The sequence below is a fragment of the Candidatus Binataceae bacterium genome (assembly GCA_035294265.1).
Taxonomy (GTDB): Bacteria; Desulfobacterota; Binatia; order Binatales; family Binataceae; genus DATGLK01.
Window position 1 is genome coordinate 66,988 of sequence record DATGLK010000028.1, and the last position, 25,677, is coordinate 92,664.

A 25,677-nucleotide genomic window follows, 5' to 3' on the forward strand; every position below is an offset into this window, starting at 1 on the left:
GCGCGGACACCGCGCTTCTTCGGATCGACTGACCAGCAGCTGCGGGTCAGAGCCCGTAACGCGCGCGAAATCCCCGCGCCACCCGATGCTCCACGATTAGCCCACGGGTAGCAGGCCTCGCGCGCTGCTCCACCGCCTACTCCGAGGGAGTGGTGGGCTCGCCCTTTTTGCTCAAACTTTCGACCTTCTCCAAGCGCTCCAGCAGCTTGCGGCCTTCCGTGCGGAGCCGATCGAGTTCATCGCGCAGGCGCTGGGTTTCTTCCGCCGCCGCGCGCGAATCACGCAACCCTGCCGCGCTCTCCTCGGCACGCCGGCGCAGGCGACCATCCAGGGTACGCTCGGCTAAGCGGTAAAGCGCCGGCAAGGCGCGCGGGTCGCCTAGATCTTCTAACGCACCCGGCAGACGCATTTGCACCGAGAAGGCGCGGTCGTCAACCAGCCCCGTCAGCAGCTCCAGAATTTCCTCGCGCCGCCCCTCGTGGGCGCGGCCGAGCTGGCCCAGCGCACCGATGGCGGCCAGCCGCTCGCGCACAGGACGGCCGTAGGCGCTACGCTCTTTGGCGATCTCAATCGCGCGCGGGTCGCGCAATTCCGCCATCGCGCTGAGGGCGTGGGCGCGAATCACGTCCAAATAGGAGTCGCGCTCCAGCGCCTGGCGCGCGATGTCGAAGGCGCGTGGATCGCGTGTTTTGGCCAAGGCCAACACCGCTTCGGCCTCGACGAAGTAGCTGTCGTCTTTATCGTGCAGGAGCTGCAAGAGCGCGTCGGCGGCCTCGGGCGCGCGAAAAGCGCCCAGCGCGCGCATCACCGCTCGTCGGGCCTTGGGTGGCGTAACCGCTACACCGTCGCGCAGGGCTGCCAAGGCCTCCGGGGTTCGGATGCGAGCCAGAGCGGCCGCGGCGGCGGCGCGCACGCCCCAGAACGGATCGTTGAGCAGGGCGTGGCGCAACGCCGCGATCGCGGCCGGACCCCCTTCATTGCCCAACTCGGTCGCGGCCTCGGCCCGCCCGATCGCCTCGGGCGCTTTGCTCAGGATCAGCTCCAGCGCCTCGCGCCCACGCTTATGGTGCAAGGTCTTGAGCAAGTCGGCGGCGGGATCGAAACGAACCGCCTTGGGCGCGGCCGGGCAAAGGAAACTGAAGCTCTGTTCGCTCGCTGCAATCTCGATTTGATGGCGAATTTCCCCACCTTCCCCATCCATCAAAGCCACGGTGGCGCGCAGACGAAACAGCGGGGTCTTCTCCGTAACTCGTTGATTTTGCTTAACGGTGATGGTCACCAACTTCGTCTTGTCATCATAATGGCTGGAGACTTCTAGCTCGGGATGGCCTTCTTTGTAGACCCATTGATCAAAAAAATAGTCCAGATTGCGACCGGTGGCGTCCTCGAAGGCCTTTTGCAAGTCCTGGGTGATGACGTTCTGAGCCCGATGGCGAACCGCGTAAAGCTGGAGCGCCTTGAAAAAAAGCCGATCGCCGAGCAGGCGCCGAAGCATGTGCAGCACCAAGCTGCCCTTTTCGTACAGATGGCGGTCGAACAGCTCGATTGGCGCTTGGTAGCGATTACACACGATCGGCCGGCGATAATGGTTGCTGTCCTCGGCCAGATAGCTCTCACGATCCTGCTTGAGGTTCCAAGCGAATTCGTCCGGCCCCAAATCCTCTTCGCACCACAGCGCCTCGAAGTAGGTGGCGAATCCCTCGTTGAGCCAGGCGTGGGCCCAATCGCGACAAGTTACCAGATCACCCCACCATTGATGGGCCAGTTCGTGGGCGACAAGCGGATCACTGCTGAAGTCCAGATGGGCGCGCGCATCGTGCAGGGTATCGGCGGTTTGAGTAGTGGCCGAAATGTTTTCCATCCCGCCGAAGATAAAATCGCTGACCGCGACCTGGGCGTACTTGGCATAGGGATAAGGGACGCCGATTCGCCGCTCGAAAAAATCGATCATTCGCGGCGTGTTACCAAAAGCGCCGCGCGCGTCCGCCTCGCGTCCAGGATGGACATAATACAGCACAGGCAGTTGGCCATGGCGCTCCGCGATCTCGACGAACTCGCCCACCGCCAGCATGATCAAGTATGCCGAATGAGGCAGCTCCTGGCGCCAATGATAAGTCTTAAGCCCCGCCGTCGGATCGTCGGTGATTTCCACCAGCGCGCCGTTGGACAAGGCAAAGAAATCGCGCGGCACGGTAACGATGACTTCGCTGCTCGCCTTGTTGTTGGGATAGTCATAGCAGGGGAACCAGAAACGGCTGTCTTCATCTTCGCCCTGGGTCCAGGCCTCGCGAGGTTTGTCGGGATAGCCCTCGTCGGGCGCCACGAAGTACAATCCTCGACGCGGGCGGGTGGTGCAATAATCGATCGCAATCTCAGCCCTCGCACCCACCGCCAGGGGCCGTGCCAGGATCACCCGCAACTTCCCATCGCGGCTCTCGAAGGGCACCGCGCTGCCGTCAATTCGAACTTCGCTAAATGACAAATCGACCTGATCGAACTCGATCCAACTCAATTCTTCGGCCAGCACCTCGATGGTATGGGTGGCGGTGGCTGCCAGGCTCTGGGTTTTAAAATCGAGCGCCAGGCGAAGCTGAATATGGGAGACCTGCACGGCTCGATCGCGCGACCACTTGGGTTCAACGTAAGCAGGTTGAAAGGCCCGCCGACCGCCGTAGCGGGAACAAAAGGCGTGGGCATCGCCCAATTCCGCGGCCATTCGATCCAGAAACCTTGGTCTATGCATCTACGGTGTCGCCTGCCTTGCTCGGTTTGCCGCGAGGACGCAAGCCGTGATCGTAGAGCGGCCAGCCCCCGCCACGCAATCACGCCATGACGCGAATCGTGACCGCCCTTCGCCAGCCGCCCTTCTCCGCCCTTGGGCAATCAAGCTCGCCCATACTGATAGCGCTCGTAAAGGGCCGCCCACTCGCTTTCGACTCGCGCGCGCCATGGCGGGTGATCGGAGGATTGCGCCAGCCTGGCCGGAGTCGGATGGCGCAGCAGGTAGGCCTCGATGCGCGGGCGCAAGCCGGCGGGCTCCTTCAGGCGTAACTGCGCGTAGAGTGCACCGATGGTGCGATAGGGGTCCGTCACCAACGCCTCATAGCGCACAGTGGCGACGTCGTGCGCCGGCAGCCGGTCCAGCTCTTCCCCCATGGTGCGATCCAGGTCCAATCCGATCTTCAATAACTCGTCGATCAGAACCTCGCGCGCCGGCGGCGGGGACAGCGCGTAGCGCTGCCACATGCTCTCCCACAAGCGTAAGGTCGAGGCAAAAACGGCCCCCGGCTCGCGCACGATTCGCACAAACCGTGCGCCCTCGAATAGGCGGCGCAAGCGGGCGATGCGAAAGGAGTGGGGAGGCGATTTCAGCAGCAGTTGCCGATGCGCCCCACCGGCGTAGGCGATGGCTTTGAGAATCCAAGTCATGGTCTGGTCCCAACGACGGGCTTGCGCCGGTTTGAATCGCCCTGGGTCGCTGAGCTCGGCCACCTGGGACAGTGCGGCGGGAAATAAAAATGCCTCGTAGGGTGAGAGCGCGCCCAGGCACAGGAGCGCGAACTCTTCTTCCTGCGGCGAGTCGGGTCTGACCTCGATATCCCCGGTGGGACGAAGCATGCCGCGGGCGGAGCTGGCCGCGGCGTGCCGAGTCAACAGGAAATGCTGAGGATTGAAGCAGGCGTAGGTGCTGGGCGTGAGGAAGTTGGAATCCAGGGCGAGCAACTCGTGCAGTAAGGTGGTGCCGCTGCGCCAGTGCCCCACCAGAAACAGGGGCGGGCGCAGCTCCAGCTTCTGCAGGGCCCCCCTGTAAAGCGCCTGCTGGATCGCGCCCAGGGCTGATAGCATTCCGCCCGCCACATAACATCGCAGCTCAAGTTGCCAGCCGAGCGACGAGGGATTGCGCCGGCGCAGCCCACGCCACGCGCGCAGGTCGAAATTGAGCAGCGGACGCGACCAACTCTCGGCGCTCACGAGGGCGGCGCCGAGGCGTTAAGATCCAATTGTCCGCCAAAGCGTTGACGGATCGAGCCGATCAGCGCAGCCGCCACGTGGGGATAGATTAAGGCCAGGTTATCGGTTTGATCCGGGTCCTGCCGCACATCGTACAGTTGCACCCCTTGATTGGGAAAATACCACACCAAGTGGAAATTTCTCGAGGTGGCCGCGATGGTGCCATAAGCAGGGCGGCTTTGCGGGCGAGCGCGGGCCAGATACATCGAAAAACTGGGACCCCAGGGCTGGCTCGCGCTGGCAGGCGCCAGCAACGAATGACCATCCATCCAGGTCGGCCGCGCGATGTGTAACAAGGCCAGGAGCGTCGGCGCAACATCGGACAGATCGCCGTCCTGCGTCGCGTCGAAGCCGCGCTCCTGCCCCGGCAACGACAGCAGCAGCGGAATGTGCGTCTCGGAGTACCGCAGATAGGGCGAGCTGTGGCCGTACCATCCGCCCGAGAAGCTCTCGCCGTGATCGGCGGTCACGACGACAATAACGTTGCCGCTTTGATGACGGCGCAGCCAGCTCAGGAACTCCCCCAGGTCATCGTCAACCTCGCGGATGCTTTCATCATAGCGCGCGCGCAGTTGGTCGATAGTGGGTTGCTGATCGGACGAGTAGGCCGGCCCCGGCAGATGCCGCAGATATTGGCTTTGGGTAGTGAAAGCAGACCCGCTCAGGAACAGACCGCGGTAGCGCGGATCGTTCACATAGGGTGCGTGCGGAGGATACAGATGTAGCCACAAAAAGTACGGTTCAGGGCAGCCCCCAATGAAGCTTTCAGCCCTTGCGAAGACAGTCCGGGGCTCGACCCAGCCGTGCTGATTGAAACTGCTGAACCATCTCCCGCTCAGCTTCAAAAAAAACAATGACAGGGCGTTGGCGCTGTCGAACAGCAAGCTATGGCGCAGTTGAAGCAGAAAAGTGCCGGGATAAAGCCAGTGGGTAATCGGTGGTTGGGGCAAATACGAGAATGAATCGCTCAGACCCAGGGTCAGCGGATGAGCCGCTGGATTAGTGACAATGGCGGCGGTGGTATAGCCGTGCGCGCGCAGCAACCAGGCTAGATTGCGTTTGCTCCATCGGCGCGGGACATGGCCGTAGAGCTGAAAGACCTGGTCTGAAATCGGGTACTGGCCGGTTAGCAGCGAAGCGGTGGCCGGCGTGGTAAAATCCGAGGTACTGGAGAAGTTGACGAAATTGTAGCTGCGCTGGGCCAGGCGCTGAAGGTTAGGTGTGGTTGGACGGCGATAACCGTACAGCGACATGTCCTGCGCGCTGAGGGCGTCCAGGCTGATTAGGATGATATTGGGTCGGGAAGGCGGATCGGCCGCGGCCGTGGAAGCATGTGGCATCGGATCGAAGCTGCGCCAGCCGTAGCCTCCGCTCAAGGCCACGACCAACAACAGCGGAATTACCCCCACCACAACTTGGGCCGAAGCATTGAGCCGGGTCAGCCGGGCAAACACCCGCCGCCATCCCCAAAGCGCACATAGCGCGATGGTTAGCGCGATTGCCGCAAGCTGCACTGCCGAACTGGCTCGCAAACCGACGATTCCATCCAGTGGGCTTAAAAATTCCAGGACGCAGATGAGGCTCATGACGGTGGCTAAAAACCCGGCGCAAGCGCCGTCTGCTCCGGCCGGCAACAGATCAAGCGCATGGCCGAGGGCAAGCAAGATGGTCAGTAAAGCGGCCACCGTTGCCTCCAGCAGCACGATTACCAGGCCCTCCAGGGCCAGTTCCGCGATCGCGCCACGCGTGGAAAGAATAAAGGACAGCGCGTGCAACTGCTGGGTGACCAAAACGGGGAGCAAAAACAGCAGGCTCTGAACCGCAAGGTTGCGGAACAACAGCCACCACAGTTGCAATGGGGCGGCCGCGCGAAGCGGAGCGGCCACGACCTCCCCGCGGTCAGGGCTTGACCTGAGGTTCTTCTTCCTTTTGCTCAATCTTTCGGACCTTTGGTCTGATGATTTTGGCGATCTCGCGGCGGCAGTAAAAAATAAAGGCTGCGATCACCGACAGCAACGGGGCCAGTAGCTGGGCCAGAAACCCACCCGCGTTGGGATCGATATAGGCCCAGCAGGTCCCGGGCCACGACAACAGCAGCCACAGCGCCCCCACCGACGTCATCGTTAGGCCGCGCACGGCGACCAGACCCGAGATCCGCAAATACCGGAGCAATAGCTGAAGTGGGGCGGGCTGTCCGCTCGCACTCTGGGGAATTTGCTTCCTCGCCACGGTATTTTTCCACGCTTAGTTTGGCCAAGTCCGCCGTGCGGTAACCAAAGTCGCAGGCCACCCCAGCCTGAAGGCGAATGCTTTAAGACGCTAAGAGGAAATCCCCGGGCGGTCAAGGTGGGCAGACCTCGCGCTAAGCCGCTCCGGTGCTTGCCGAAAGTCTCGGCATGGCTAATGCTAGTAAAACTTCAAGGGCCTGATGCAAACAACCGCAAAATAAGGAATATGCGCCTGATTTGAGTTCAAGAGTCTCGAAGGAGAGCAGCAGCAGAGGCATTAGCATGGATCAACAAGCGATCGACAACCTGATCCGGAGAATGGCTATCCTGGAACGCGACCATCACCGCCTGACCACGGCCCATCGCCGGATGAAGCTGGGCGGCGCGGTTATCATCGCTGTCTTGGCAATCCTGGGTGTGATGGGGCAGGCGATACCACCCCAGCCCAAAATTATCGAGGCCCAGGGTTTCGTGGTTCGCGATCTCAGCGGCGTCGTGCGCGGCGCTATCGGAATCGCCGACGATGGCTCGGTGGGAGTCAATCTAAACGATCGCCAAGGCAATGTTCGGGCCACCATGGATGTCGCGGCCCTCAACGACACCCCGGGGGTGGATCTATATGACAAAAGCGGCCATGTCCGCGCCACCCTGGCTCTGGATACTTATGGCACGCCGGGACTGGGCTTTTACGATAGCGCGGGAAAGTTGCGCATGAGCCTTGATATCCCAGCCAAGACCACGCCGGGGCTGGGATTTTACGACAAGAGCGGCAAAGGAGCTTTCGGCATACCATGAGCGGCGACGACCTGCAGCATTTTCGTAACCAAAAACCGAGGCGCATCAACCTGGTAATAGCGGTACTGGCCTTGGCCGCCTGCCTGCTGTTAACGAGCTGTATAGGCGGTGGCTACGGCTACCCGGGCTTTGGCTTTGGTGGCGGCTATTCGCCTTTCTTCGGCGGCTATCCTGGCATGTGGGGTTGGGGCGAGCATCCAGGCTGGCGGGAGCATCACTTCTGGGGGGACCACGCAATGGATCATTGGCATGGTAACTTCTTTCACGACGGCGGTTTCGGTGGTTTCCACGACGGCGGTTTCGGTGGTTTCCACGGCGGTGGTTTCCACGGCGGCGGTTTCCACGGCGGCGGTTTCCATGGTGGTGGACACGGCCACTGAGCATCGAGCCTGAGATTGCAATCGGACGAGCTTCGCAGGCCATCAGCTTGACTTGTCCCCCCGGGCCGGCGGATTAGGGTAGAAAGACCTTCACGGGTTCGCGGTTTGCCTCCAAATCGGTAAGCCGCATGTTCACCGAAGGAGGGGAGCAGAGTGAGCCTCTCGCTTAACGTAAATGGCAAAACCGAGCAGATTAATGCTGCACCTGATACTCCGCTACTGTACATCCTGCGCGACGAGTTGCGGCTTAACGGGCCCCGCTTCGGCTGCGGCCTGGGCCAATGCGGCGCCTGCACCGTCCTGATCAACGGCACCCCGATGCGCTCCTGCTCGGTCCCGGTTGCGCTGGCCGAGCACCATGCGATCACCACGCTGGAGGGATTGGGTAGCGTGGCCAAGCCGCATCCGCTCCAAGCGGCATTCATCCACGAACAGGCGGCGCAATGCGGCTACTGCATCAACGGCATGATCATGACGGCCAAGGCGCTGCTCGATCGCAACCCCCATCCCAGCGAGGCTCAGATCAAGCGCGCGCTCAATGCCAACCTGTGCCGCTGCGGCACCCACCTGCGCATAGTCCGCGCGGTTAAGCGCGCAGCACAGGTCAGCGCTTAGGGAGTTAGCGTCATGGCGATCACACGCGGATCGATTACTCGCCGTCAAGCTTTGGCTGGAGTTATCAAAGGCACCGGCGCGCTGATCGTCGGCTTCAGCTTCGCTCCCGCGCTGGCCCAGACTCAGCGGCGCGCAAGCGGCCGACCTGCCGGCGTACCGCCGGCGGGAGCCAGCGAGCTGGACTCGTGGCTTAAGATCGCCCCCGACGGCGAGGTCACGGTATTTACCAGCAAAGTGGAGTTGGGCACGGGGGTGGAAACCGCGCTGGCGCAAATCGTGGCCGAAGAACTCGACGTACCGGTGTCGCGAATCCATATGGTTACCGGCGATACCGCCCGCAGCGTGGATCAGGCGGTCACTTCCGCCAGCCGAACCGTGATGAGGGCCGGACCGCAGTTGCGCCAGGCCGCCGCGGTGGCCCATCAGCATCTGCTCAAGCTGGCGGCAGCTCGGCTGAAAGTTCCAGCAACCCAACTGCGGGTGCAGGACGGTGTCGTGGCGGTCGCCGATGACCCGCGGCGCCGGATTTCCTACGGCGAGCTTATCGGCGATCGGCGTTTCAATCTGCAGATGCCGGTCAGCGGCAGCGGCTGGGAGATGCAAGTGGCGCCCGGAGTACGCGCCAAGGATCCTAAAGATTACAAGATCGTGGGGACTTCGGTACCCCGCTTCGATCTGCCGCCCAAGGTCACCGGCGAATTCACCTATGTTCACGATGTCCGCCTCGAGGGAATGTTACATGGACGGGTGGTGCGCCCACCGGTAGTGAACTCGGCACCGCTGGAGATCGACGAAACGTCGCTGCGCTCGATTCCCGATTTGGTCAAAGTCGTCCACCAGGGCAATTTCGTCGGCGTGGTAACGCGAAGCGAGTGGAGCGCAATTCAGGCCGCCGCCGCGCTCAAGGTACGCTGGGCTACGCCGACACTGAAGTTGCCCGCCAACGACGAGGCGCTCTACGCCTACTTGCGCGATACCGCAGCGGTCGAGCGCCGCATGGTCGCGCATCAAGGTGATCCCGAAGCCGCCCTGCGGGGCGCGGCGCAACCGCTGCAGGCGACCTATCGCTGGCCCTTTCAATTACACGCGATGATCGGGCCTTCGTGCGCGGTCGCCGACGTGCGACCCGATGGCGTGACCGTATGGAGCGGCACCCAAGGTCCGTTCAACACGCGCCATCGCGTGGCACAGCTTCTGGGTGTCCCCGAAACGCAGGTTCGCGTCATCTATCGTGAGGGCGCGGGCTGTTATGGCAGGCTTTCTTCCGACGACGTCTCCGAGGACGCCGCGCTAATGTCGCGTGCGGTCGGCAAGCCGGTACGAGTGCTGTGGACGCGGCATGACGAACACGGTTGGGAACCCAAGGGACCAGCCCAACTCATGTTTGCACGCGCCTATATCGACAGCAGCGGGCGGATTCAGGCCTGGGACTTCATCGATCGAGGCTTTCCCTGGACCACCAACACCAATCCCTTGCTCGCTTCCCAGCAAGTGGGCCATAAGCCCACCCAGCAAGGGATGATCAACGGCTTCAGCGGCGGCGGCGAAATCTACGCCGTCACTAATCAGCGCGTGCTGCTGGAGGCAATTCCCTGGTTGCAGTACGACCTCACCCCCTTGCGGACCAGTAACTTGCGCGCCCCGGGGGCGGTAGCGCGTTGCTTCGCCAGCGAATCTTTCATCGACGAGCTCGCTGCCGCCGCCAAGGTCGATCCGGTTCGCTTGCGCCTGCGCCATCTCAAGGACCGCCGCCTGCACGACGTGCTAGTTGCCGCCCTCAAGCGCGCCGGTCGTCCAAAGAAACGAGCCCAGAGCGGGGGCGCGCTCAAGACCGGGCGCGGGGTCGCGCTGGCCAACCAGGACGATACTGCCGTCGCCGCGGTGGCCGAGGTCGAAGTGGACACCTCCAGCGGCCAAGTGCGGGTGACTCGCGTGGTCGAGGCCCACGACTGCGGGCGAATCGTTAATCCCAACGGGCTTCGCAATCAGATTGAAGGCAACGTAGTGCAGAGTGTGGGGCGCGCACTGTTGGAGCAGGTCGAGTTCAACGCCACCGGAGTGCGCAGCCTGGACTGGCTGAGCTATCCGATCATCAAATTCGAGGCCGTGCCCGAGGTCGATGTGGTTTTGATCAACCGCATTGATATGGAGCCGCTGGGAGCGGGAGAACCCTCCAGCGTCCCGGTGGTCGGGGCGATCGCCAACGCCGTATTCGACGCCACCGGAGCGCGCCTGCGCGCGGTCCCCTTTACTCCGGCGAGGGTACTGGCGGCGCTCAAAGAAACCTCCCCTCACGCCGCATAGACCCCTGCTCCGCGAGCCCGGCACTTGGCATTCGTCCGGTGGGATTGGGGAAACTGCCGGTCGTCAATTAATGCAACTTGTTACAGCGGCCCATTGGCCACCCTCCCGCCTAAGGGGCGGGAGGGTGACGAATCGCGCGAATGCGCTAGCGCATGATTTGCTGCAAACCGCCGGGTGTGCCGTACAGAGTGCGGTTCTGAAATTGCGGCGGCGTATCCTGATTCATGTAATTGCCGCCGATTGCAGGCAGCAATTGGCTGCAATGGTCGGTTTGGTAGTCGCAGCCGTCATGAGCCCAGACGTTTCCCCAAACATACCATCCGTCGCTGTTCTTGTACTTCTCGGGCATCGCGAACACAACCATGTCGCGGTAGAACTTGTCGTTCTGGTCCCAGTTGCACCAACCCAGCGCCTCGGCCTGTTCGGCGTCAAGATAATGGCGGCGGTCGGCATAGCAATAGCCGTGGGTGTATTGCGGCAACCGCTGCATGGCGAGCACGTAAGTATCGCGCAGTTGCCAGGAAGCACCAAAAACACTGGCCTTAGGAATGTAGTTGCCCTTGTCTTTGTCCCAATTGCCGCGATCTTTGGATAGCTCGCGGGTCTTTTCATCGGGTTTAAAGATGAAACTCAAAAGCTTTTGCTTTCCCAGGAACTGAGCTTTGAACCAGGTCGGCGGCAGCGGCACCGGAGTAATGTCGTCATTGGCGAAATCCTGCCCCTGGAACGGGGCGCAGCGAGCATTGCTGGATAGCCGCAAGGCGCGCCGCAGGCTAGGCAAAAACACATAGGACTCCGGTAGTCGATCGGGATCGTCCCAAGTAAAATTGACCGCTGTGATGTACTTGATCTGTTCGGGGGCCAGTTGCTCGGCCTCGCCGCTCAAGTATACGTCGGTATTCGCCACGTTCATCGGATAACCGGCATCGGTGTTATGCAGCCACTGAAAGGTAACTACCAGGGCCAGCAGATCGGCCTCGTTGCCGTAGTGGTCGATATCAATCACCTGAATCTGATTATTTACCTGAATCGCCGGAGTGTGTTGAAAATAGACGTCGTAGACCAGTTTGTAGCCGGCTAGTGGATCGTCGGCTTTCAAATCCGGGAATGGTAGCCCCGCGACGTAACCTTTGAGGGTATAGCTGCCATTAGGCACTTTGACCAACTGAACTTGCTTCGCGTACTTTTCGGTCGCATCCCAATACGCCTTAGGCAGTGGGTAGTGGAGGGTGGGGCCGACGATCGCTTGCGCCCGACTCGGCCATCCAGATACTGGGCTGGTAGACATGAACATATGCTTAAGCGGCTCGCCCATATATTGCGAATACTGTTGCCAGTTTTGCTGGGTAATCACCGTACCCAGCGGGATCGGCTGCTGCGGGTCCGCTCCCCAGACGCGCGGACCGATCATCATTGCAACAGCCAGGATACTCGCGATTGCGGTAATGCGTTTACGCATTGCTCCGACTCCTCGTTGGCGGGTTACAATAACGTCCTCTGTCATCCCCTCGTGGCCGGCAGGCCTTGGATCGCGCAGGCCCCCGCCCGCCGATCCAAGCGAACCTATACCTAGCGATTTTGCCGAAAAATTGCCAGCGCTCTAAAGCCGTTACCTGACCTCAACCCCAAACCAGGGCCGGCATCAAGATAAGCCACCGCAGCGACCATTTACGGAGTCGAATTTTACAATCGTTCGCGCTTTTATTTCGCTAGTTGTCGCTGTTGAGAATAGGCATGAGCCATTGGAGCGATTAGCGCGGCCACATTCAATAGTTGAACGATGCGCCTGCGGCGTTTCAATTAAGGCGCCTCTCTATCGAGGCTCCTCTCTGAGGGCGGCGGGGCTTTACGCTCGGGTCTGCCCTGCCCCTGCCGACAGTCTCAATTGCCTGACCAGCCACCCCCCCGGTATCAGCGAAATTGCCAATTCGACCAAGCCCAGCCGGCGCTGATAGTGAGTTGCAACTGAGCCTTAGGCCGGACTGACAGGCTTTTGAAGACCCATGACGATCGCTCAGGGCCAATCAAGCCACGCTTAATGCGAATGAAAATTAGCGTTGGACCGAAACTTTGTCGAATTGCTCGTGCTTGAACGATTCCGCGCTAGTGCCTTACGGCCTACGGGCGTGCGACAAGTCCCGATAAACCAAGCCCCAGCGCACCCCTTGATCGCTGGCAACCAGCTCGTCTTGTGCGAACCATGCCAGCGCGCGCTCAAGGATCAGGCCGCCGGCGCAAATTACGTCGGCACGCCCCTCGACCATTGTCGGCAGTTGTCGGCGTTGTTCGGTGGTGAGGCTGAGCAGTCTGGCCACTGTGGTTTGGATTTGCGCACGGCTGAGTACGGCGCCATGCACCCGTGCGCCATCGTAGCTGGTCAAGCCCAGCGCCAAGGCGGCGATAGTGGTGACGGTGCCGGCTACGCCTACCGTCGTGGGCAGAGTTATTTTGGGCCAGCCCAGCGTAGCGAGCTGAGAATCGACCGCGGCGATCAGCGCCTGGCGTTCTTCCTCAGTTGGAGGATCATGACGCACCAGCCGCTCGGTCAGACGCACGGAACCGATCGGCAGGCTGGCTAGGCGCAGGGGCTGACCCGGCTGGGAGGCGATAAATTCGGTCGAACCACCGCCAATATCGATGATCAGCAATGGCGCCTGGGGCGAGAGATGCAAGCCGTCCAGCGCGGCCTGATAGTTGAGTGCGGCTTCTTCCTCGCCAGAAATCACATTAAGTTCGACAGCGCAGCGCGCGCGTACCCGCGCGATAAACTGGGCTCCGTCGCGAGCTTCGCGCAGGGCGCTGGTAGCGGCGGTCAGAAACCGGCGCGCACCTAGGGCACGAGCCTGCTCGACGAACTCCGCGATGGTATCCAAGGTGCGTGCAGCGGCGTCAGAATCGAGCGCGCCGGTACGCTCCACCCCGGCGCCCAGGCGCGTGATTCGTGCCAGATCGGCCAGCGGTACGATCGTGTCGTTGGGATCAGCCTGGACCACCAGCATCAACACCGTATTGGTGCCGACGTCCAGCGCCGCAAGCTTCATTTTCAGGCCGCTGCCGGTGCGCCCGGCGCCAAGTCGTGGAGGCCAATAAACTCGTCCATCGCTGCCAGCGCACGGTTGGCCAGCTCGATTTTCTTGGCCCGCCCGCGCGCCGCGCCAGGCAATTCGGGCATCAGGCCGAAATTGGCATTCATCGGTTGGAACTCATGCCGGCTGGAATCGGTGATATATGCCACCAGCGAGCCCAGGGCGGTCTGAACTGGTGGCACCAACAGCGGGCGGCCAGCGAGCATTCGCGCGGCGTTGAGCGCGGCCAGGAGGCCCGCGGCGGCCGACTCGACGTAGCCTTCCACGCCCACCATCTGTCCGGCCACGAACAAATCAGGCCGCGCGCGCAGAGCTAGAGTCGGCGCCAGCACGCGCGGCGAATCGATGAAAGTATTGCGATGGAGCGACCCCAGCCGCACGAACTCGGCCCGCTCCAGGCCGGGAATCAGACGCAGTACCCGGCGCTGCTCGGGATAGGTCATCTTGGTCTGGAAGCCGACAAGGTTGTAGAGCCGCCCCGCGCGATCGTCCTGGCGCAGTTGCACTACCGCCGCCGGCCGCGGACCGCCGCGCGGATCGCTCAGGCCCACCGGACGCATCGGCCCGAACGCCAAGGTGCGCGGGCCGCGCCGCGCCATCTCCTCGATCGGCATGCAACCCTCGAAATAGATCGGCCGTTCGAAGGGATGGGCTGCCATTTTTTCCGCCCCCATCAGCGCCTCGACGAAGCGCCGGTACTGCTCCTCGGTAAGTGGGCAATTAATATAATCATCGCCTCCCTTGCCGTAGCGCGAGGCGCGAAAGGCCACGCTCATGTCGATCGAATCGGCGGTCACGATGGGCGCGATGGCGTCATAGAAGTAGAGGTAGCGGCCCCCCATCAACGCACCTAGAGCAGCGGCCAGCGCGGGCGCGGTCAGCGGGCCGGTAGCCAGGATGGTGGGGCCGGCGGGCAGCGCGGTGACTTCCTGGCGGACAATCTGGATCTGCGGTTGGTCGCAAAGGACCTCAGTCAGATAGTTGGCGAAGCGCTCCCGATCAACCGCCAGGGCCGCCCCGGCCGGGACCCGTGCGTGCGCCGCCGCGGCCATCACCACCGAACCTAGCCGGCGCATCTCTTCCTTGAGCACGCCCACCGCGGTTTCCAGCGAATCGTTACGCAGCGAATTGGAGCACACCAGCTCCCCAAACAGGCCGGTCTGATGGGCCTCGGTCTGGCGACCGGGGCGCATCTCGTAAAGCCGCACCCGCACCCCGCGCCGCGCGAGCTGGTAGGCTGCTTCGCTGCCCGCCAAGCCGGCCCCAATTACGCTGACAAGCGGCTCCCTCATACCACTAGCGCGAACTTCGCAAATCGACCGGCCGCTCCTCAGGCCTGTGGCGCCACGGCGCTATCGCCGGCCCCCTCGGTGTTGGCAGGCGGCGCGGCGACGACGTAGTCGCATTCTTCCTTGGGACAGACCCAGGTGGTGCCGTTGCGTTTGCTGACCTTCTCGACCAAATAGGGCGAGCCGCATTGCGGACAGGGCTGTGAGACAACCTTGTTCCAACTGGCGAAGCGACACTTGGGATAGCGGTTGCAGCCATAGAAGAGCTTGCCCCGTTTGCTGCGCCGCTCCAGCAATTCACCCTCGTGGCAATCCGGGCAACTCACGCCGGTCTTGACCGGCTCGCTGCTGAGCTTCTTGATCCCATTACATTCAGGATATCCCGAACAGCCCAGGAACTCGCCAAAGCGCGAGCGGCGGCGCACCATCGGCTTGCCGCATTTCTCGCACACCTGGTCGCTGAGCGCGGGCGTAGCCGAGGCCTTGAGCTGGATATTACCCTGCTCGTCGCGGGTGAATTCGCTGGTGTTGGAGCACTTGGGATAGTTGGCGCACGCCAGGAACTCGCCGTTGCGACCCCATTTAATCACCATGTCGCCGCCGTCCAGCTCGCATTTGAGCCCGCTGGGCAGTCCCTTGCCCTTCACCTGCGGCATCTTCTTGCGCGCCTCGCCCAGCCGCTTTTCGAACGGGCGATAAAACCGTTTGAGCGCTTTGACCCAGTTTTCCTTGCCCTCTTCGACTTGGTCCAGCTCCTCCTCCAGATGGGCGGTAAAGCCGACCTCGACGATATCGGGAAAAGCCGCCAGCAACAGGTCGGTGACAGTGCGGCCCAGCGAGGTTGGACGCAAACGCTTGCTCTCGTCCTCGTCCACATACTCGCGGTTGAGAATGCTGGTCATGATAGCGGCGTAGGTGGACGGCCGCCCGATGCCGTTTTCTTCCAGCTCCTTGATCAGCGTGGCTTGGGTAAAGCGCGGCGGCGGCTGAGTAAAGTGCTGCTCGGGCACGAACTTCAGCAACCGTACCCGCTCGCCTTCGCGCAATGGCGGAAGCTGGGCTTCGGCCTCCTCATCGGCCACGGGCTCGTCCTGGCCTTCGGTGTAGACCCGAATAAACCCGTCGAACTTCATTACCTGGCCGGTGGCACGGAACTGCTCCTGGTCGGCCATAAGATCGACCGTGGTGCGATCGAAGACCGCTGCCGGCATCTGGCTGGAAACGAAGCGATTGAAGATCAGGGTGTACAGCGCCAGTTCGTCGCGTTGCAGATAGCGCGCCAGCGATTCGGGGTCGCGCTCCAGGGCGGTGGGGCGGATGGCTTCGTGCGCTTCCTGGGCCGACTTGGCCGAGCGGTAGAAGTTGGGCCGCTCGGGCACATAACGCGCGCCATAGCGCGCGGCGATATACTCGCGTACGGCCGCCAGCGCTTGGTCGGAAACTCGCGGCGAGTCGGTGCGCATATAGGTGATCAGACCGACCGCGCCCTGATCCCCCAACTCCACACCTTCGTACAGCTTCTGCGCCAGGCGCATCGTGCGCGAGGGCGAGAAGTGCAGCTTACGCGCGGCCTCCTGCTGAAGGCGCGAGGTGATGAAGGGGGGCGCCGCACTGCGCCGCACCTCCTTGCGCTCGATCTTGCTGACCGTGAAGGGCGGCCCATCGGAGGCTCCCAGCCGGGCTACTACCGCCTCGGCCTCGGCCTGGCTGAGCTTGTAATTTTTGTTATCGATCCGCTGACCCTGATGGCTGAATAGGCGGGCGCGGAAAACGGGCGGGGCGGCGGCTTCTAATTCGGCATCCAGGGTCCAATATTCCTCGGCCCGAAAGGCCTCGCGCTCACGCTCGCGCTCGACAATGATGCGCAGGGCCACCGACTGAACTCGGCCCGCGCTCAAGCCGCGCCGTACCTTTTCCCACAACAGGGGGCTTATCTTGTAGCCGACCAGGCGATCGAGCACGCGCCGGGCTTGTTGTGCCTCGTACAGCGGGCGGTTGAGCTCGGCGGGATGGGCCAACGCTTCCTTCACCGCGCTGGGAGTAATCTCATGCAACAAGACGCGATGGATATTGTTGGCGCTACCGCCCAATTGCTCGGCCACGTGCCAGGCGATAGCTTCTCCCTCGCGGTCGGGGTCGGTGGCCAGATAGATGTCTTGCTTGTCGCGGGCCGCCTGCTTGATGGTGTCGATAACCTTCTGTTTACCCTTGATAATCTCGTACTGAGGCTCGAAGTCGTGCTCGAGATCCACCCCTAGCTTGCTTTTAGGCAAGTCCATCACATGGCCGACTGAAGGCGCGACCATGAAGTCGCCGCCCAGATAGCGTTTGATGGTTTTGGCCTTGGCCGGCGATTCTACCACTAAGAGATACTTAGCCACTCGTGCTCCGGTTCCGTAGCAAAATCAGATCTGCCACTGAAACAAAAGGATTTATGCGCTGGCCGCGGGGGCGAGCGAAAACAGCTTGCCCGGATGCTGCACCACCATGCCCGTCAGCTCCAGCTCTAGCAACAGGCTAAGAACAGTCTGCGCATTTAGACCACAACTTTCCACAATCGCGTCGATATGCACCCGCTCGCCCGCCGGCAGGTGATCCACCACCGAGCGCAAACTGGCGCTCAGCTCCGCCCGTCGCGCCTGCTGGCCCACCTGTGCCTTGGTGGAAGACGTGGAGGGCACAGCGCGGCCGGCCGCACCGCTGAGTTGCGGCGCCAATTCCTCGATCACGTCCTCCACACATTCGACCAGGCGCGCACCCTCCTTAAGCAATCGATTGCTGCCTCGGGCTTTGCCGCTCAGGGGGCTGCCGGGGACGGCAAAGACCTGACGATTTTGCTCCAAAGCCAGGTGCGCCGAAATCAGAGAACCGCTATGCTCGGCGGCTTCTACCACCACCACGCCCAGGCTCAGGCCCGCGATAATGCGATTGCGCACAGGGAAATTTTCCGCTAGCGGAGGGCTGCCCAGGGGAAATTCGCTGAGCAAAGCACCCCCACCCGCAATCATTTCCTGGGCTAGTTTAGAATGCTCGAGGGGGTAGATTCTATCCACCCCGCAGCCCAATACCGCAATTGTCCGCCCGTGCGCCTCCAGGGCGCCCAAATGGGCTTCACTGTCAATCCCGCGCGCCAAACCGCTGACCACGGCAATCCCTTTGGCGGCCAGCTCCAAACCCAAGCGGCGCGCCATATGGCGGCCGGCCTCGCTAGCGGCCCGTGCTCCCACCACCGCCACGCAATCGCGCTCTCCCACCGGCATACTGCCGCGCACATAAAGCACCGGGGGCGGGTCGGGAAGCTGGGCCAGATTGGGTGGATAATCGGGATCGGCCCAGGTGATCAAACGGCCACCTAGACCAACCAGGTCGCACAACTCTCGTTCCAGGGGTGCAAAGTCCTGGAACTGGCGCAGGTTACGCGCGGTGTTGCGAGGGATTCCAGCCCCGCTGAGCTGCGTCTCGCTGGCGGCGAAGACCGCCGGGGCGCTGCCAAAATGCTTCAGCAGTAGGCGCGCGACCCGCGGTCCCACGCCACGAACCCGGCACAAAGCCAGCCAATAAACCTGTGAACTAACCTGCATGCTGAATTGCCTTGCTGTTAGCTTTTATCTTCTGATATTACAAATCTTATTCTAAACGGGCAAAAGCCCTGAGGACCGAAAGCCAGCTTTCTTGACCCGCCTAACCGAATCAAATAACTAAAAGCGGGTGCTTCAGGTGCCCTCGCCCGGCGATTTAAGCTTGTTAACGTGCGCCGTCAAGCCCTAGAGGTAGTGCATGGATGCGGTTTCATCCGAAGAAATCAAGCTGAATTTCCATCAGATGTCGGCCACCGACAAGCAGGTCGTGATCTTCAGCTTTTATCGTGACGCTGAATTGCGCGGCGCGCGGCTGCTCTTCAACCTAATCGGCCATCTCAAAGAGGCCGACGCCCAGCTCAAGCTCTCGCGTCACTTAGCCGATGAAACCCGGCACGCTTGGCTGTGGACCAAACGTATTTCCGACCTGGGTGGCAATCCGGTGATCGTCAGCGACGGCTACCAGCGGCGCCTGGGGCTGCGCACCGGCGTGCCCAAGGACGTAATCGACCTGTTGGCCCTGACCGTGGTGGTCGAAGAGCGGGCACGCAAGCGCTACACCACCCATGCCGAGCTTCCCAACGTCGATCCCGAAACTCTAGAAGTGTTGCAAGCGGTAACCGAGGACGAATCTTGGCACTTGGCCTGGATCGAACGTAAATTGCGCGAGATCGCCGCTGCCCAAGGTAAGCCCGAGCGCGCCGAACAGGCGCTGGAGCGCTATCGCGCGATCGATCGGGAGGTCTATGCCACCTTGGCCGCTGATGAAGCGGAACTGATGAGAGCCTGATCGATCGAACGTCGCGCTTTTCAATTTAAGCATTCCCCGGGCGGCCGTAACCGCAGTCCACGTGCGGGCGCGTTGAGCGCCTGCCGGCTCCTGCTCCTGTGCACGATGTTAGCGACGCTGGGTTGCACCAGCCATTCCTCACCCCTCCCCGGCGGACCGCCCGCTTTCAAGGTCGCGCTACTGACCTCTGGTCCGGTCAGCGATGGCGGGTGGAACGCTTCGGCTTACGAAGGGCTGGAGCTGATAAAGAGTCGGCTCAAGGCCCAAACCGCACAGGTCCAGACCACCTCGCCGGCCGATTTTGCCGATGCCTTTCGCGATTTCGGTGCGCGTGGCTTCAACGTCATCTTTGCCCACGGCTTCGAGTACACCGACGCCGCCCTGCGCGCAGCCCGGATGTTCCCTCACACCGTCTTCGTCATCAGCTCGGGTCGTACCAGCGCCGCCAATGTAGCCTCAATCAACTTCAAGTTTGAAGAGGCGACTTATATCGAGGGCGTGTTGGCTGGCCTGATGAGCAAGAGCGGGGTCGCTGGGGCCGTGGGCGGAGTCGAATTGCCGGCGATCAAGTTCACCTTCGACGGCTATCGACTGGGCTTTGACTCGGTGCGCCCCAAAGGCCAGGTCCTGGTCAGCTTTATCGGCAATTTCAACGACGTGGGTGCGGCCAAGGAAGCAGCTCTGGCGCAAATCGGACGCGGGGCCGATTTTCTAACGGTCAACGCCGACGCCGCCGGAATCGGTGTGCTGCAAGCGGCGGCACAGCGTAATGTTTACGCTTTTGGCGCCTTTCGGAACCAAAATTCGCTGGCACCCTCGGCGGTTATCGCCAGTGCGATTTGCGACGTGGCCGACGCTTTCTTGCGTCTGGCCTCTGAAGTCCAGCAAGGCAGCTTCAAACCTGCGGTCTACGACTTCGGAATGAGGGACGGGCTGGTCAGGTTAGTTTTCAACCCAGCGCTGGAGTCCAGGATTCCAGCCGCGGTAATGACCCAGGTCAAAAACGCCGAAAATCGTGTGATGGCAGGCGAGGTCAAACTGCCCTCTTTGCAGCCCGTGCCCGCCCCGGCAGGCTGAAACGACGGCCGGCCGCAGCCTCAAGACTCAATTTTTCATTAAGTCGAAAAGCATCTTGAGCAGGCTTGAGCCAGAGCTTACCTTGTTGAAAGGGGGCGATTCAGGGCCATCGATGACCGACCAAGTGGAAATAAGACCATTACTCGGCAAGCTGGCCGCTTCGGTTACGGTACCGGGTTCCAAGAGCATCACCAACCGGGCCCTGCTGATGGCAGCGATGGCGCCGGGAGAATCTACTTTAAGCTCGGCGCTAATCAGCGACGACACCCGTTACATGATCGGGGCGTTGCGGGAACTAGGCTTCACGGTGCGGGTCAACGAAAGTCTGGGCGAAGTCGAGGTCAATGGCGGCGCCGGCAAAATTCCCTGTTCCCAGGCCAATCTGTTCGTGGGAGGCTCGGGCACCGCGATGCGCTTTCTGGCCGGCTTTCTCACCCTGGGCCAAGGCGCCTACCGCCTGGATGGCAACGCCCGCATGCGCCAGCGTCCGATCGGCAACCTGCTGCAAGCCTTATCCAACCTGGGGCTGGCGGTACGCTCCGAGCACGACAACGGCTGCCCACCTGTGCTGATCGAAGTCAACGGGAGCGGTTTTAAGGGCGGTGCTACCCGTATCGACGCCAGCCTCTCTTCGCAATTCGTCTCTGCCCTGCTGCTGCCCGCCCCGCTGTGGCCCGAGGGTTTGCGCCTGACCATCGACGGCTTAGCCGCCGAACCCTTCGTGCTGATGACCCTCCGCCTGATGCAACGCGCGGGCATCCGCTGCACCATGGACGGTAACGCGGCCCTGATTCCGGGCGGCCAGCATTATCGCTGCGGCCACACGACGATCGAAGCCGACGCTTCCAGTGCCAGTTACTTCGCCGCCGCCGCGGTCATCTGCGCAGGGCGCGTGCGGCTTAATCATTTGCGCCGCGACTCGGTCCAGGGCGACGTTCACTTTCTTGATTTGCTCGAGCAGATGGGGGCGCGGGTAACGTGGCAGGAGGATGCGGTGGAAGTCGCCGGCGGCGATTTCCTGCGGGGCATGGACGTCGATATGAGCGGGCTGCCCGACATGGTACCAACCTTGGCGGTGCTGGCGCCGTTCGCCCACTCGCCCACCACCATCCGCAAAGTCCAGTTCATCCGCCATCACGAAAGCGACCGACTCCACGCTTTGGCCAACGAGCTGGCGCGGCTGGGGGTCACGGTTGACGAGCGCCCTGATGGATTGGTCATCTATCCCGCCACTCCCAAAGCCGCATCGGTCGAGACTTACGACGACCACCGGATCGCAATGAGCTTTTCCGTCCTTGGGCTGCGCGTCCCGGGCATCAAAATCAAGGATCCCGGCTGCGTATCCAAGACCTATCCGCGATTTTTTGTCGATCTAGCCTCGCTGGGCTGAGGCCAGCGGAAAGCGCAAGCTTAATTGGGTCACCGGCGCCGGCTTTGGCGTCGGCGAACCCGTCGACCGGGCCCATCCCAGCTTCGCGCAAAGGCGAGTGAAGACCAGCTCCAGCTCGCGTTCGTAAGCCGGAGCGTAGCTATTGGCGGCGTACATGCGCTCCAGGCCAGGCGCCGACTCAGGCAGACGGCGGCGAATAAAAGGCAGGAAATAAGCCGCTGCCGCGGGCTTAAGAAACAGCGCGCGCCAGTAAACCGCGCGCGCTCCAGCCTGCTTGGCCGCCGTCATCACCTGCTCGATCGCCGAGGGAGAATCGGTAAGACCCGGAATCATCGGCATCATCATTAGATTGCAAGCGATCCCTGCCGTGCTCAGTTGACGCATCGCCTGCAGTCTCAGCTGGGGACGCGGCGCGCGCGGCTCCAACATCCGCTGCAGCGTGCGGTCGAGCGTAATCAGGGAAAAATTGACCGATAGTCGCGAGCGCTGCGCAATGGTGCATAACAAATCCAAGTCGCGTACGATCAGCGCAGATTTGGTTGTGATCGATAGCCGCAATTCACCCACTCGCGCAAATATCTCCAGCAGTGACCGAGTTACTTCGAACTGGCGCTCAGCGGGCTGGTAAGGATCGGTGGCAGTCCCAATCGCAATCGCCTCCCTGCCCAGCGCAGTGCGCGCCAAGCTGCGCTCCAGAATCTTCGCAGCCTGCTGCTTCACCAAGATCCGGTGTTCGAAATCCAGAGGGTCGGGCATATCGAGAAATTCGTGAGTATAGCGCGCGTAGCAATACACGCAGCCCATTTCACAGCCCCGGTAAGGGTTGATGGTCCAACCAAACGGCATCCGCCGGTTGGCACAACGATTGAGAATCTCGCGCACCGGCATCGAGTCGAATTCGATTCCGCGCCGACGTTGCGGCAGATTGCCGGGTGAGGGCCGGTCCATACTTTCGCTATTAATTCGCCATCCGGGGACAATGTCAAGGCGCTTTGACGCCGGTGCTTGCCCACGGGCCGTTGGGCGTGAAGCAAAACGTTCCGATCTCGTCCGAGCCAAGCATTTTCAGCGCCCTGCAAAGAGCGCAGGTGTGGACATGGGTGGTGCGGTCTATCAAAGATGGCGTCAGTTTGAGCATGCCGAGTAGTTCACGAGGAATTTGATGGAGGCGGTACAGACCCTAGCCGCGCCCGTTGACGCTCCAGCCAATACGCACAAATGGCTGATCGCCATCGCAGTGATGCTGGGATGCATCCTGGAACTGCTCGATACCACCATCGTCAACGTATCGCTGCCCCACATGCAGGGGAGCTTCTCGGCCAGCGTGGATGAGATCACATGGGTCGTAACCAGCTACCTGGTGGCCAATGGAATAATGATTCCGCTGACTGGCTGGATTTCAGGCCGCTTTGGGCGGAAACGGTACTTCCTGTTTTCGGTCAGTACTTTCGTCCTGGCCTCGGCCTGTTGCGGGTTGGCCCAAACCTTGGACCAGATTGTGCTGTTTCGCCTGCTGCAGGGGTTCGCGGGGGCGGCAATGCAGCCCTCTTCGCAAGCCATCATGATGGAAACCTTTCCGCCCGAAGAGCAGCAGATGGCGATGGCGACCTGGTCGATGGGGATTTCGGTGGCACCGGTCTTAGGACCGACGATCGGAGGCTGGATCACAGACAACTGGTCGTGGCGGTGGACCTTTTACATCAATGTGCCAATCGGCCTAATCGCCATCGTGATGGTAAGCCTATTTCTGCACGATCCTCCCTATCTAAAGCGGCTCAACCAGCGTATCGACTATTTTGGCATCATGCTGCTCACCCTGACCCTGGGCCTGACTCAACTGGTGGCCGACCGTGGGCAGCGCGCTGACTGGTTCGGCTCACCCTGGGTGGTCTATGCCTCGGTGAGCGCACTAACCGCGGGGGTAATTTTTGTGTGGCACGAGCTGCGCAGCAACGCCCCAGTACTGGAGTTGCGGATCTTTGCGATCCCGCTGTTTACGGCCGCCACGGTGCTGATGGTTCTGATGGCTTTCCTGGTCTACGGCACCAGCCTAATGAATCCGATTTTTCTCCAGGAGTTTCTTGGTTACACCGCATGGAAGGCCGGCTTGATGATGGCGCCGCGCTCGATAGGTTCGATCGTCGTGCTGATCTTCATCGGTCAGATCGCGCGCCGCGGCGTCAACACCCGCCCATTCATCGTGCTGGGCTTTGCGATAATCGCGATCTCGTTATGGCAAATGGCGAAATGGAATCACGACGTCGGCCCCTGGAACATCGCCATCCCGATTTTCATCAATGGCCTGGGTACCGGCTTCATTTTCGCTCAACTCGCGGCGATCTCTCTTGCGACTGTGGATCGAGAGCGCATGGGAGCGGCGGCCAGCTTGTTCAACATGACACGCAATACTGGCGGCTCGATCGGAATCTCAGTCATCACCACGCTCTTCGTCACCCACCAGCAGATCAATCAAAGCTATCTGGCCGAGCATATTTCTGTTTTCGATGTCTGGAAGCTGGCCCACGGGGTGCCGCGGATGCCGGGCAGCCCCGCCTTCAGCTTGTTCAACTTGGCGGGCGGCCATAGCACCAGCTTAGCCAGCCTGTATGCCCAGGTTCAGTCGCAGGCAGCGATGTTGGCGTTCTCCGACGTTTACCGGATTTTGATGGTGGTGACCTTGCTGATGATTCCCACTTTCTTTCTGATTCGCCACGCTCCGATGAGCGTGGGCGGACCGCCGATGGAGTGATTCAGGGCAAAATGGCCAGGGCGAAGGCCGCCGGCAGTTTGCTGGCCAGCTCGCGCACCACGCGCTCGCCCACCCCCCACCGCAACAGCGAGCCGTCGCTGCTCACGGCGAACAGGTCGGCATGCGCCCATGGGCTGTGCACAATCTGCATGATCATGCCGCGGCGCGCCATCGGCAGCTCCCCGAAGGAAGAAAAGCTCTGACCACCGTCGCGGCTTTCGAACAACAGCGCGTCGGCGCCGTCGCCATTAAGCCAAGTGGCCGGGGGACCCGCCCCGCCGGCGGTGTAGATCAGCCCTTCGGAGGTGGCGAGCACCGCAGTCAAGTATGGCCGATTGATCCCCTTGACCACCGGTTCCCAGCTCCGGCCGCGATCGCGCGAGCGATAAAGGCCGCGCCCGCTGGTCGCGAAAATCAGTTGGAAATCGGCGCCGGCTAGCGCCAGTGAATGCACGTCGCGTGGCAGCCGCGAGTCCAGGGCTTGGAAGCTTTGTCCGCGGTCGGCGGAATAAAACGCCCCTGCTCCCTCTACTCCAACATAGAGCGCAGCGGAGTCATGAGGGTCGAACGCAACCGTGCTGACATGGGGAATATAAGGCGAGCGCGCCGAGCTCCCATGGATTCGGGCAGTCAGCGTGGCTAAGGCCCGGCATTCCTCGAAGCTGTCACCATAATCGCCGCTGTAGAACAGCCGGCCATGGCTGCAGCCGGCCCATAATCCACCCGCGCTGTCAGGGACTGCGGCCAAGGTCCAGAAGGTCTCGCGCAAGCCGCGCGGGGTCAGCTCGCGCCAGCTTCGACCGCCATCCTGGGAGCGGAACAGTGCGCCCGCCAGCTCCGCCGCGGGCACGAAATCGGCCGCGTCGGCTACCTCGTTACGACCGGCATAGATGATATTGGGATCGTCGCAACTTTGCGCCATGCAGGCGATCGCGTCGGGATGGGCACTGACCGCCGTCACGGCGCCCTGGCGCTCGCCGTCCACGATCACGATCCCCTTGGCGGTACCCACGCATACTCGCATCCGCGCCCGTCCTCTCAACTGGGGGCAGGTTTCAGCTCACGCACCACTCTGCAACTGCCGGCCCACGGCCAAGCCAAGCTCGGGGGGCAGTTCGCTGGGCGCAACTTTGGATGAGACCGACTCCACGCGCACGCGCCGCACCACGATAGTCCCATCGGCCAGCGCCAGCCGCAGGCCGTCGCGGTCCAGCGACACGATACGGCCGGGTGGACCATTCCCAACCACCGCGCCATCCAAGATTGGCTCATACAGCCTGATGCGACGCCCGTCGAGTTGCGCATAGGCCCCAGGCTGCGGGTCGCAGCCGCGAATCAGATTGAAGATCGCCTCCGCTGTTTGGCTGAAATCTACCGCCGCATGT

The 25,677-nt window shown here is 61.8% G+C and carries 20 protein-coding genes; 8 read left to right on the forward strand and 12 right to left on the reverse strand.

Translation table 11 applies throughout. The features are described 5' to 3' along the window. Nucleotides 1–136 precede the first annotated feature (136 nt). From VKV28_05315 to VKV28_05330, 4 genes are all read right to left on the reverse strand, one after another. Nucleotides 137–2,743 (reverse strand): M1 family aminopeptidase, encoded by a 2,607-nt coding sequence (locus tag VKV28_05315; protein HLH76210.1) that lies wholly within the window; start codon nt 2,741–2,743, stop codon nt 137–139. A gap of 140 nt (nt 2,744–2,883) precedes the next feature. After that, the gene (locus tag VKV28_05320) at nt 2,884–3,972 is read right to left on the reverse strand and encodes a sulfotransferase (GenBank protein HLH76211.1); all 1,089 of its coding nucleotides are present in this window, start codon (nt 3,970–3,972) and stop codon (nt 2,884–2,886) included. Further along, nucleotides 3,969–5,897 carry a sulfatase-like hydrolase/transferase gene (locus VKV28_05325; GenBank protein ID HLH76212.1) on the reverse strand — a complete coding sequence of 643 codons (1,929 nt, stop codon included), beginning with the start codon at nt 5,895–5,897 and terminating at the stop codon, nt 3,969–3,971. The genes VKV28_05320 and VKV28_05325 overlap by 4 nt, the downstream gene beginning before the upstream one ends. A 13-nt stretch (nt 5,898–5,910) precedes the next feature. Next, nucleotides 5,911–6,240 (reverse strand): hypothetical protein, encoded by a 330-nt coding sequence (locus VKV28_05330; protein ID HLH76213.1) that lies wholly within the window; start codon nt 6,238–6,240, stop codon nt 5,911–5,913. Between the two features lie 281 nt (nt 6,241–6,521). Between VKV28_05330 and VKV28_05335 the strand changes: the two genes are divergently transcribed. From VKV28_05335 to VKV28_05350, 4 genes are all read left to right on the forward strand, one after another. Then, nucleotides 6,522–7,034 carry a hypothetical protein gene (locus VKV28_05335; GenBank protein ID HLH76214.1) on the forward strand — a complete coding sequence of 171 codons (513 nt, stop codon included), beginning with the start codon at nt 6,522–6,524 and terminating at the stop codon, nt 7,032–7,034. Next, nucleotides 7,031–7,414 carry a hypothetical protein gene (locus VKV28_05340; protein HLH76215.1) on the forward strand — a complete coding sequence of 128 codons (384 nt, stop codon included), beginning with the start codon at nt 7,031–7,033 and terminating at the stop codon, nt 7,412–7,414. Before VKV28_05335 ends, VKV28_05340 begins: the two co-directional genes overlap by 4 nt. A gap of 153 nt (nt 7,415–7,567) precedes the next feature. After that, nucleotides 7,568–8,029 carry a (2Fe-2S)-binding protein gene (locus tag VKV28_05345; protein HLH76216.1) on the forward strand — a complete coding sequence of 154 codons (462 nt, stop codon included), beginning with the start codon at nt 7,568–7,570 and terminating at the stop codon, nt 8,027–8,029. A gap of 12 nt (nt 8,030–8,041) precedes the next feature. Beyond that, a complete protein-coding gene (locus VKV28_05350; protein HLH76217.1) occupies nt 8,042–10,333 on the forward strand; it encodes a molybdopterin cofactor-binding domain-containing protein in 2,292 nt (763 codons plus the stop codon). Nucleotides 10,334–10,478: 145 nt separating this feature from the next. Here the strand turns inward: VKV28_05350 and VKV28_05355 are convergent, their stop codons facing one another. The 5 genes from VKV28_05355 to dprA form a co-directional block, all read right to left on the reverse strand. Continuing rightward, nucleotides 10,479–11,792 carry a DUF1329 domain-containing protein gene (locus tag VKV28_05355; GenBank protein HLH76218.1) on the reverse strand — a complete coding sequence of 438 codons (1,314 nt, stop codon included), beginning with the start codon at nt 11,790–11,792 and terminating at the stop codon, nt 10,479–10,481. Between the two features lie 652 nt (nt 11,793–12,444). Next, nucleotides 12,445–13,374, reverse strand: coding sequence for a Ppx/GppA phosphatase family protein (locus tag VKV28_05360; protein HLH76219.1), 930 nt, complete (start codon nt 13,372–13,374; stop codon nt 12,445–12,447). A gap of 2 nt (nt 13,375–13,376) precedes the next feature. Further along, nucleotides 13,377–14,711, reverse strand: a complete 1,335-nt coding sequence (trmFO, locus tag VKV28_05365) for a methylenetetrahydrofolate--tRNA-(uracil(54)-C(5))-methyltransferase (FADH(2)-oxidizing) TrmFO (protein ID HLH76220.1) — start codon at nt 14,709–14,711, stop codon at nt 13,377–13,379. Nucleotides 14,712–14,749: 38 nt separating this feature from the next. Continuing rightward, nucleotides 14,750–17,089 (reverse strand): type I DNA topoisomerase, encoded by a 2,340-nt coding sequence (gene topA, locus VKV28_05370; protein HLH76221.1) that lies wholly within the window; start codon nt 17,087–17,089, stop codon nt 14,750–14,752. Nucleotides 17,090–17,140: 51 nt separating this feature from the next. Further along, a complete protein-coding gene (dprA, locus tag VKV28_05375; protein HLH76222.1) occupies nt 17,141–18,289 on the reverse strand; it encodes a DNA-processing protein DprA in 1,149 nt (382 codons plus the stop codon). A gap of 196 nt (nt 18,290–18,485) precedes the next feature. Between dprA and VKV28_05380 the strand changes: the two genes are divergently transcribed. From VKV28_05380 to aroA, 3 genes are all read left to right on the forward strand, one after another. Further along, nucleotides 18,486–19,076: a ferritin-like domain-containing protein gene (locus VKV28_05380; GenBank protein HLH76223.1), complete on the forward strand. Its 591-nt coding sequence runs from the start codon at nt 18,486–18,488 to the stop codon at nt 19,074–19,076. Nucleotides 19,077–19,181: 105 nt separating this feature from the next. Then, entirely contained in the window at nt 19,182–20,153 is a 972-nt protein-coding gene (locus VKV28_05385; GenBank protein HLH76224.1) for a BMP family protein, read from the forward strand. Nucleotides 20,154–20,265: 112 nt separating this feature from the next. Then, complete coding sequence (aroA, locus tag VKV28_05390; GenBank protein HLH76225.1) at nt 20,266–21,543, forward strand: 3-phosphoshikimate 1-carboxyvinyltransferase; 1,278 nt, start codon at nt 20,266–20,268, stop codon at nt 21,541–21,543. On the opposite strand, the gene VKV28_05395 is transcribed toward aroA, so the two are convergent. Then, nucleotides 21,526–22,491, reverse strand: coding sequence for a radical SAM protein (locus tag VKV28_05395; GenBank protein HLH76226.1), 966 nt, complete (start codon nt 22,489–22,491; stop codon nt 21,526–21,528). The genes aroA and VKV28_05395 overlap by 18 nt on opposite strands. 214 nt (nt 22,492–22,705) lie before the next feature. Between VKV28_05395 and VKV28_05400 the strand changes: the two genes are divergently transcribed. After that, entirely contained in the window at nt 22,706–24,292 is a 1,587-nt protein-coding gene (locus tag VKV28_05400) for an MDR family MFS transporter (protein ID HLH76227.1), read from the forward strand. A gap of 1 nt (nt 24,293) precedes the next feature. Here the strand turns inward: VKV28_05400 and VKV28_05405 are convergent, their stop codons facing one another. Both VKV28_05405 and VKV28_05410 read right to left on the reverse strand, forming a co-directional pair. Next, entirely contained in the window at nt 24,294–25,316 is a 1,023-nt protein-coding gene (locus VKV28_05405; GenBank protein HLH76228.1) for a hypothetical protein, read from the reverse strand. Between the two features lie 36 nt (nt 25,317–25,352). After that, nucleotides 25,353–25,677: hypothetical protein (locus VKV28_05410; protein ID HLH76229.1), on the reverse strand; the 325-nt coding region annotated here is incomplete at its 5' end.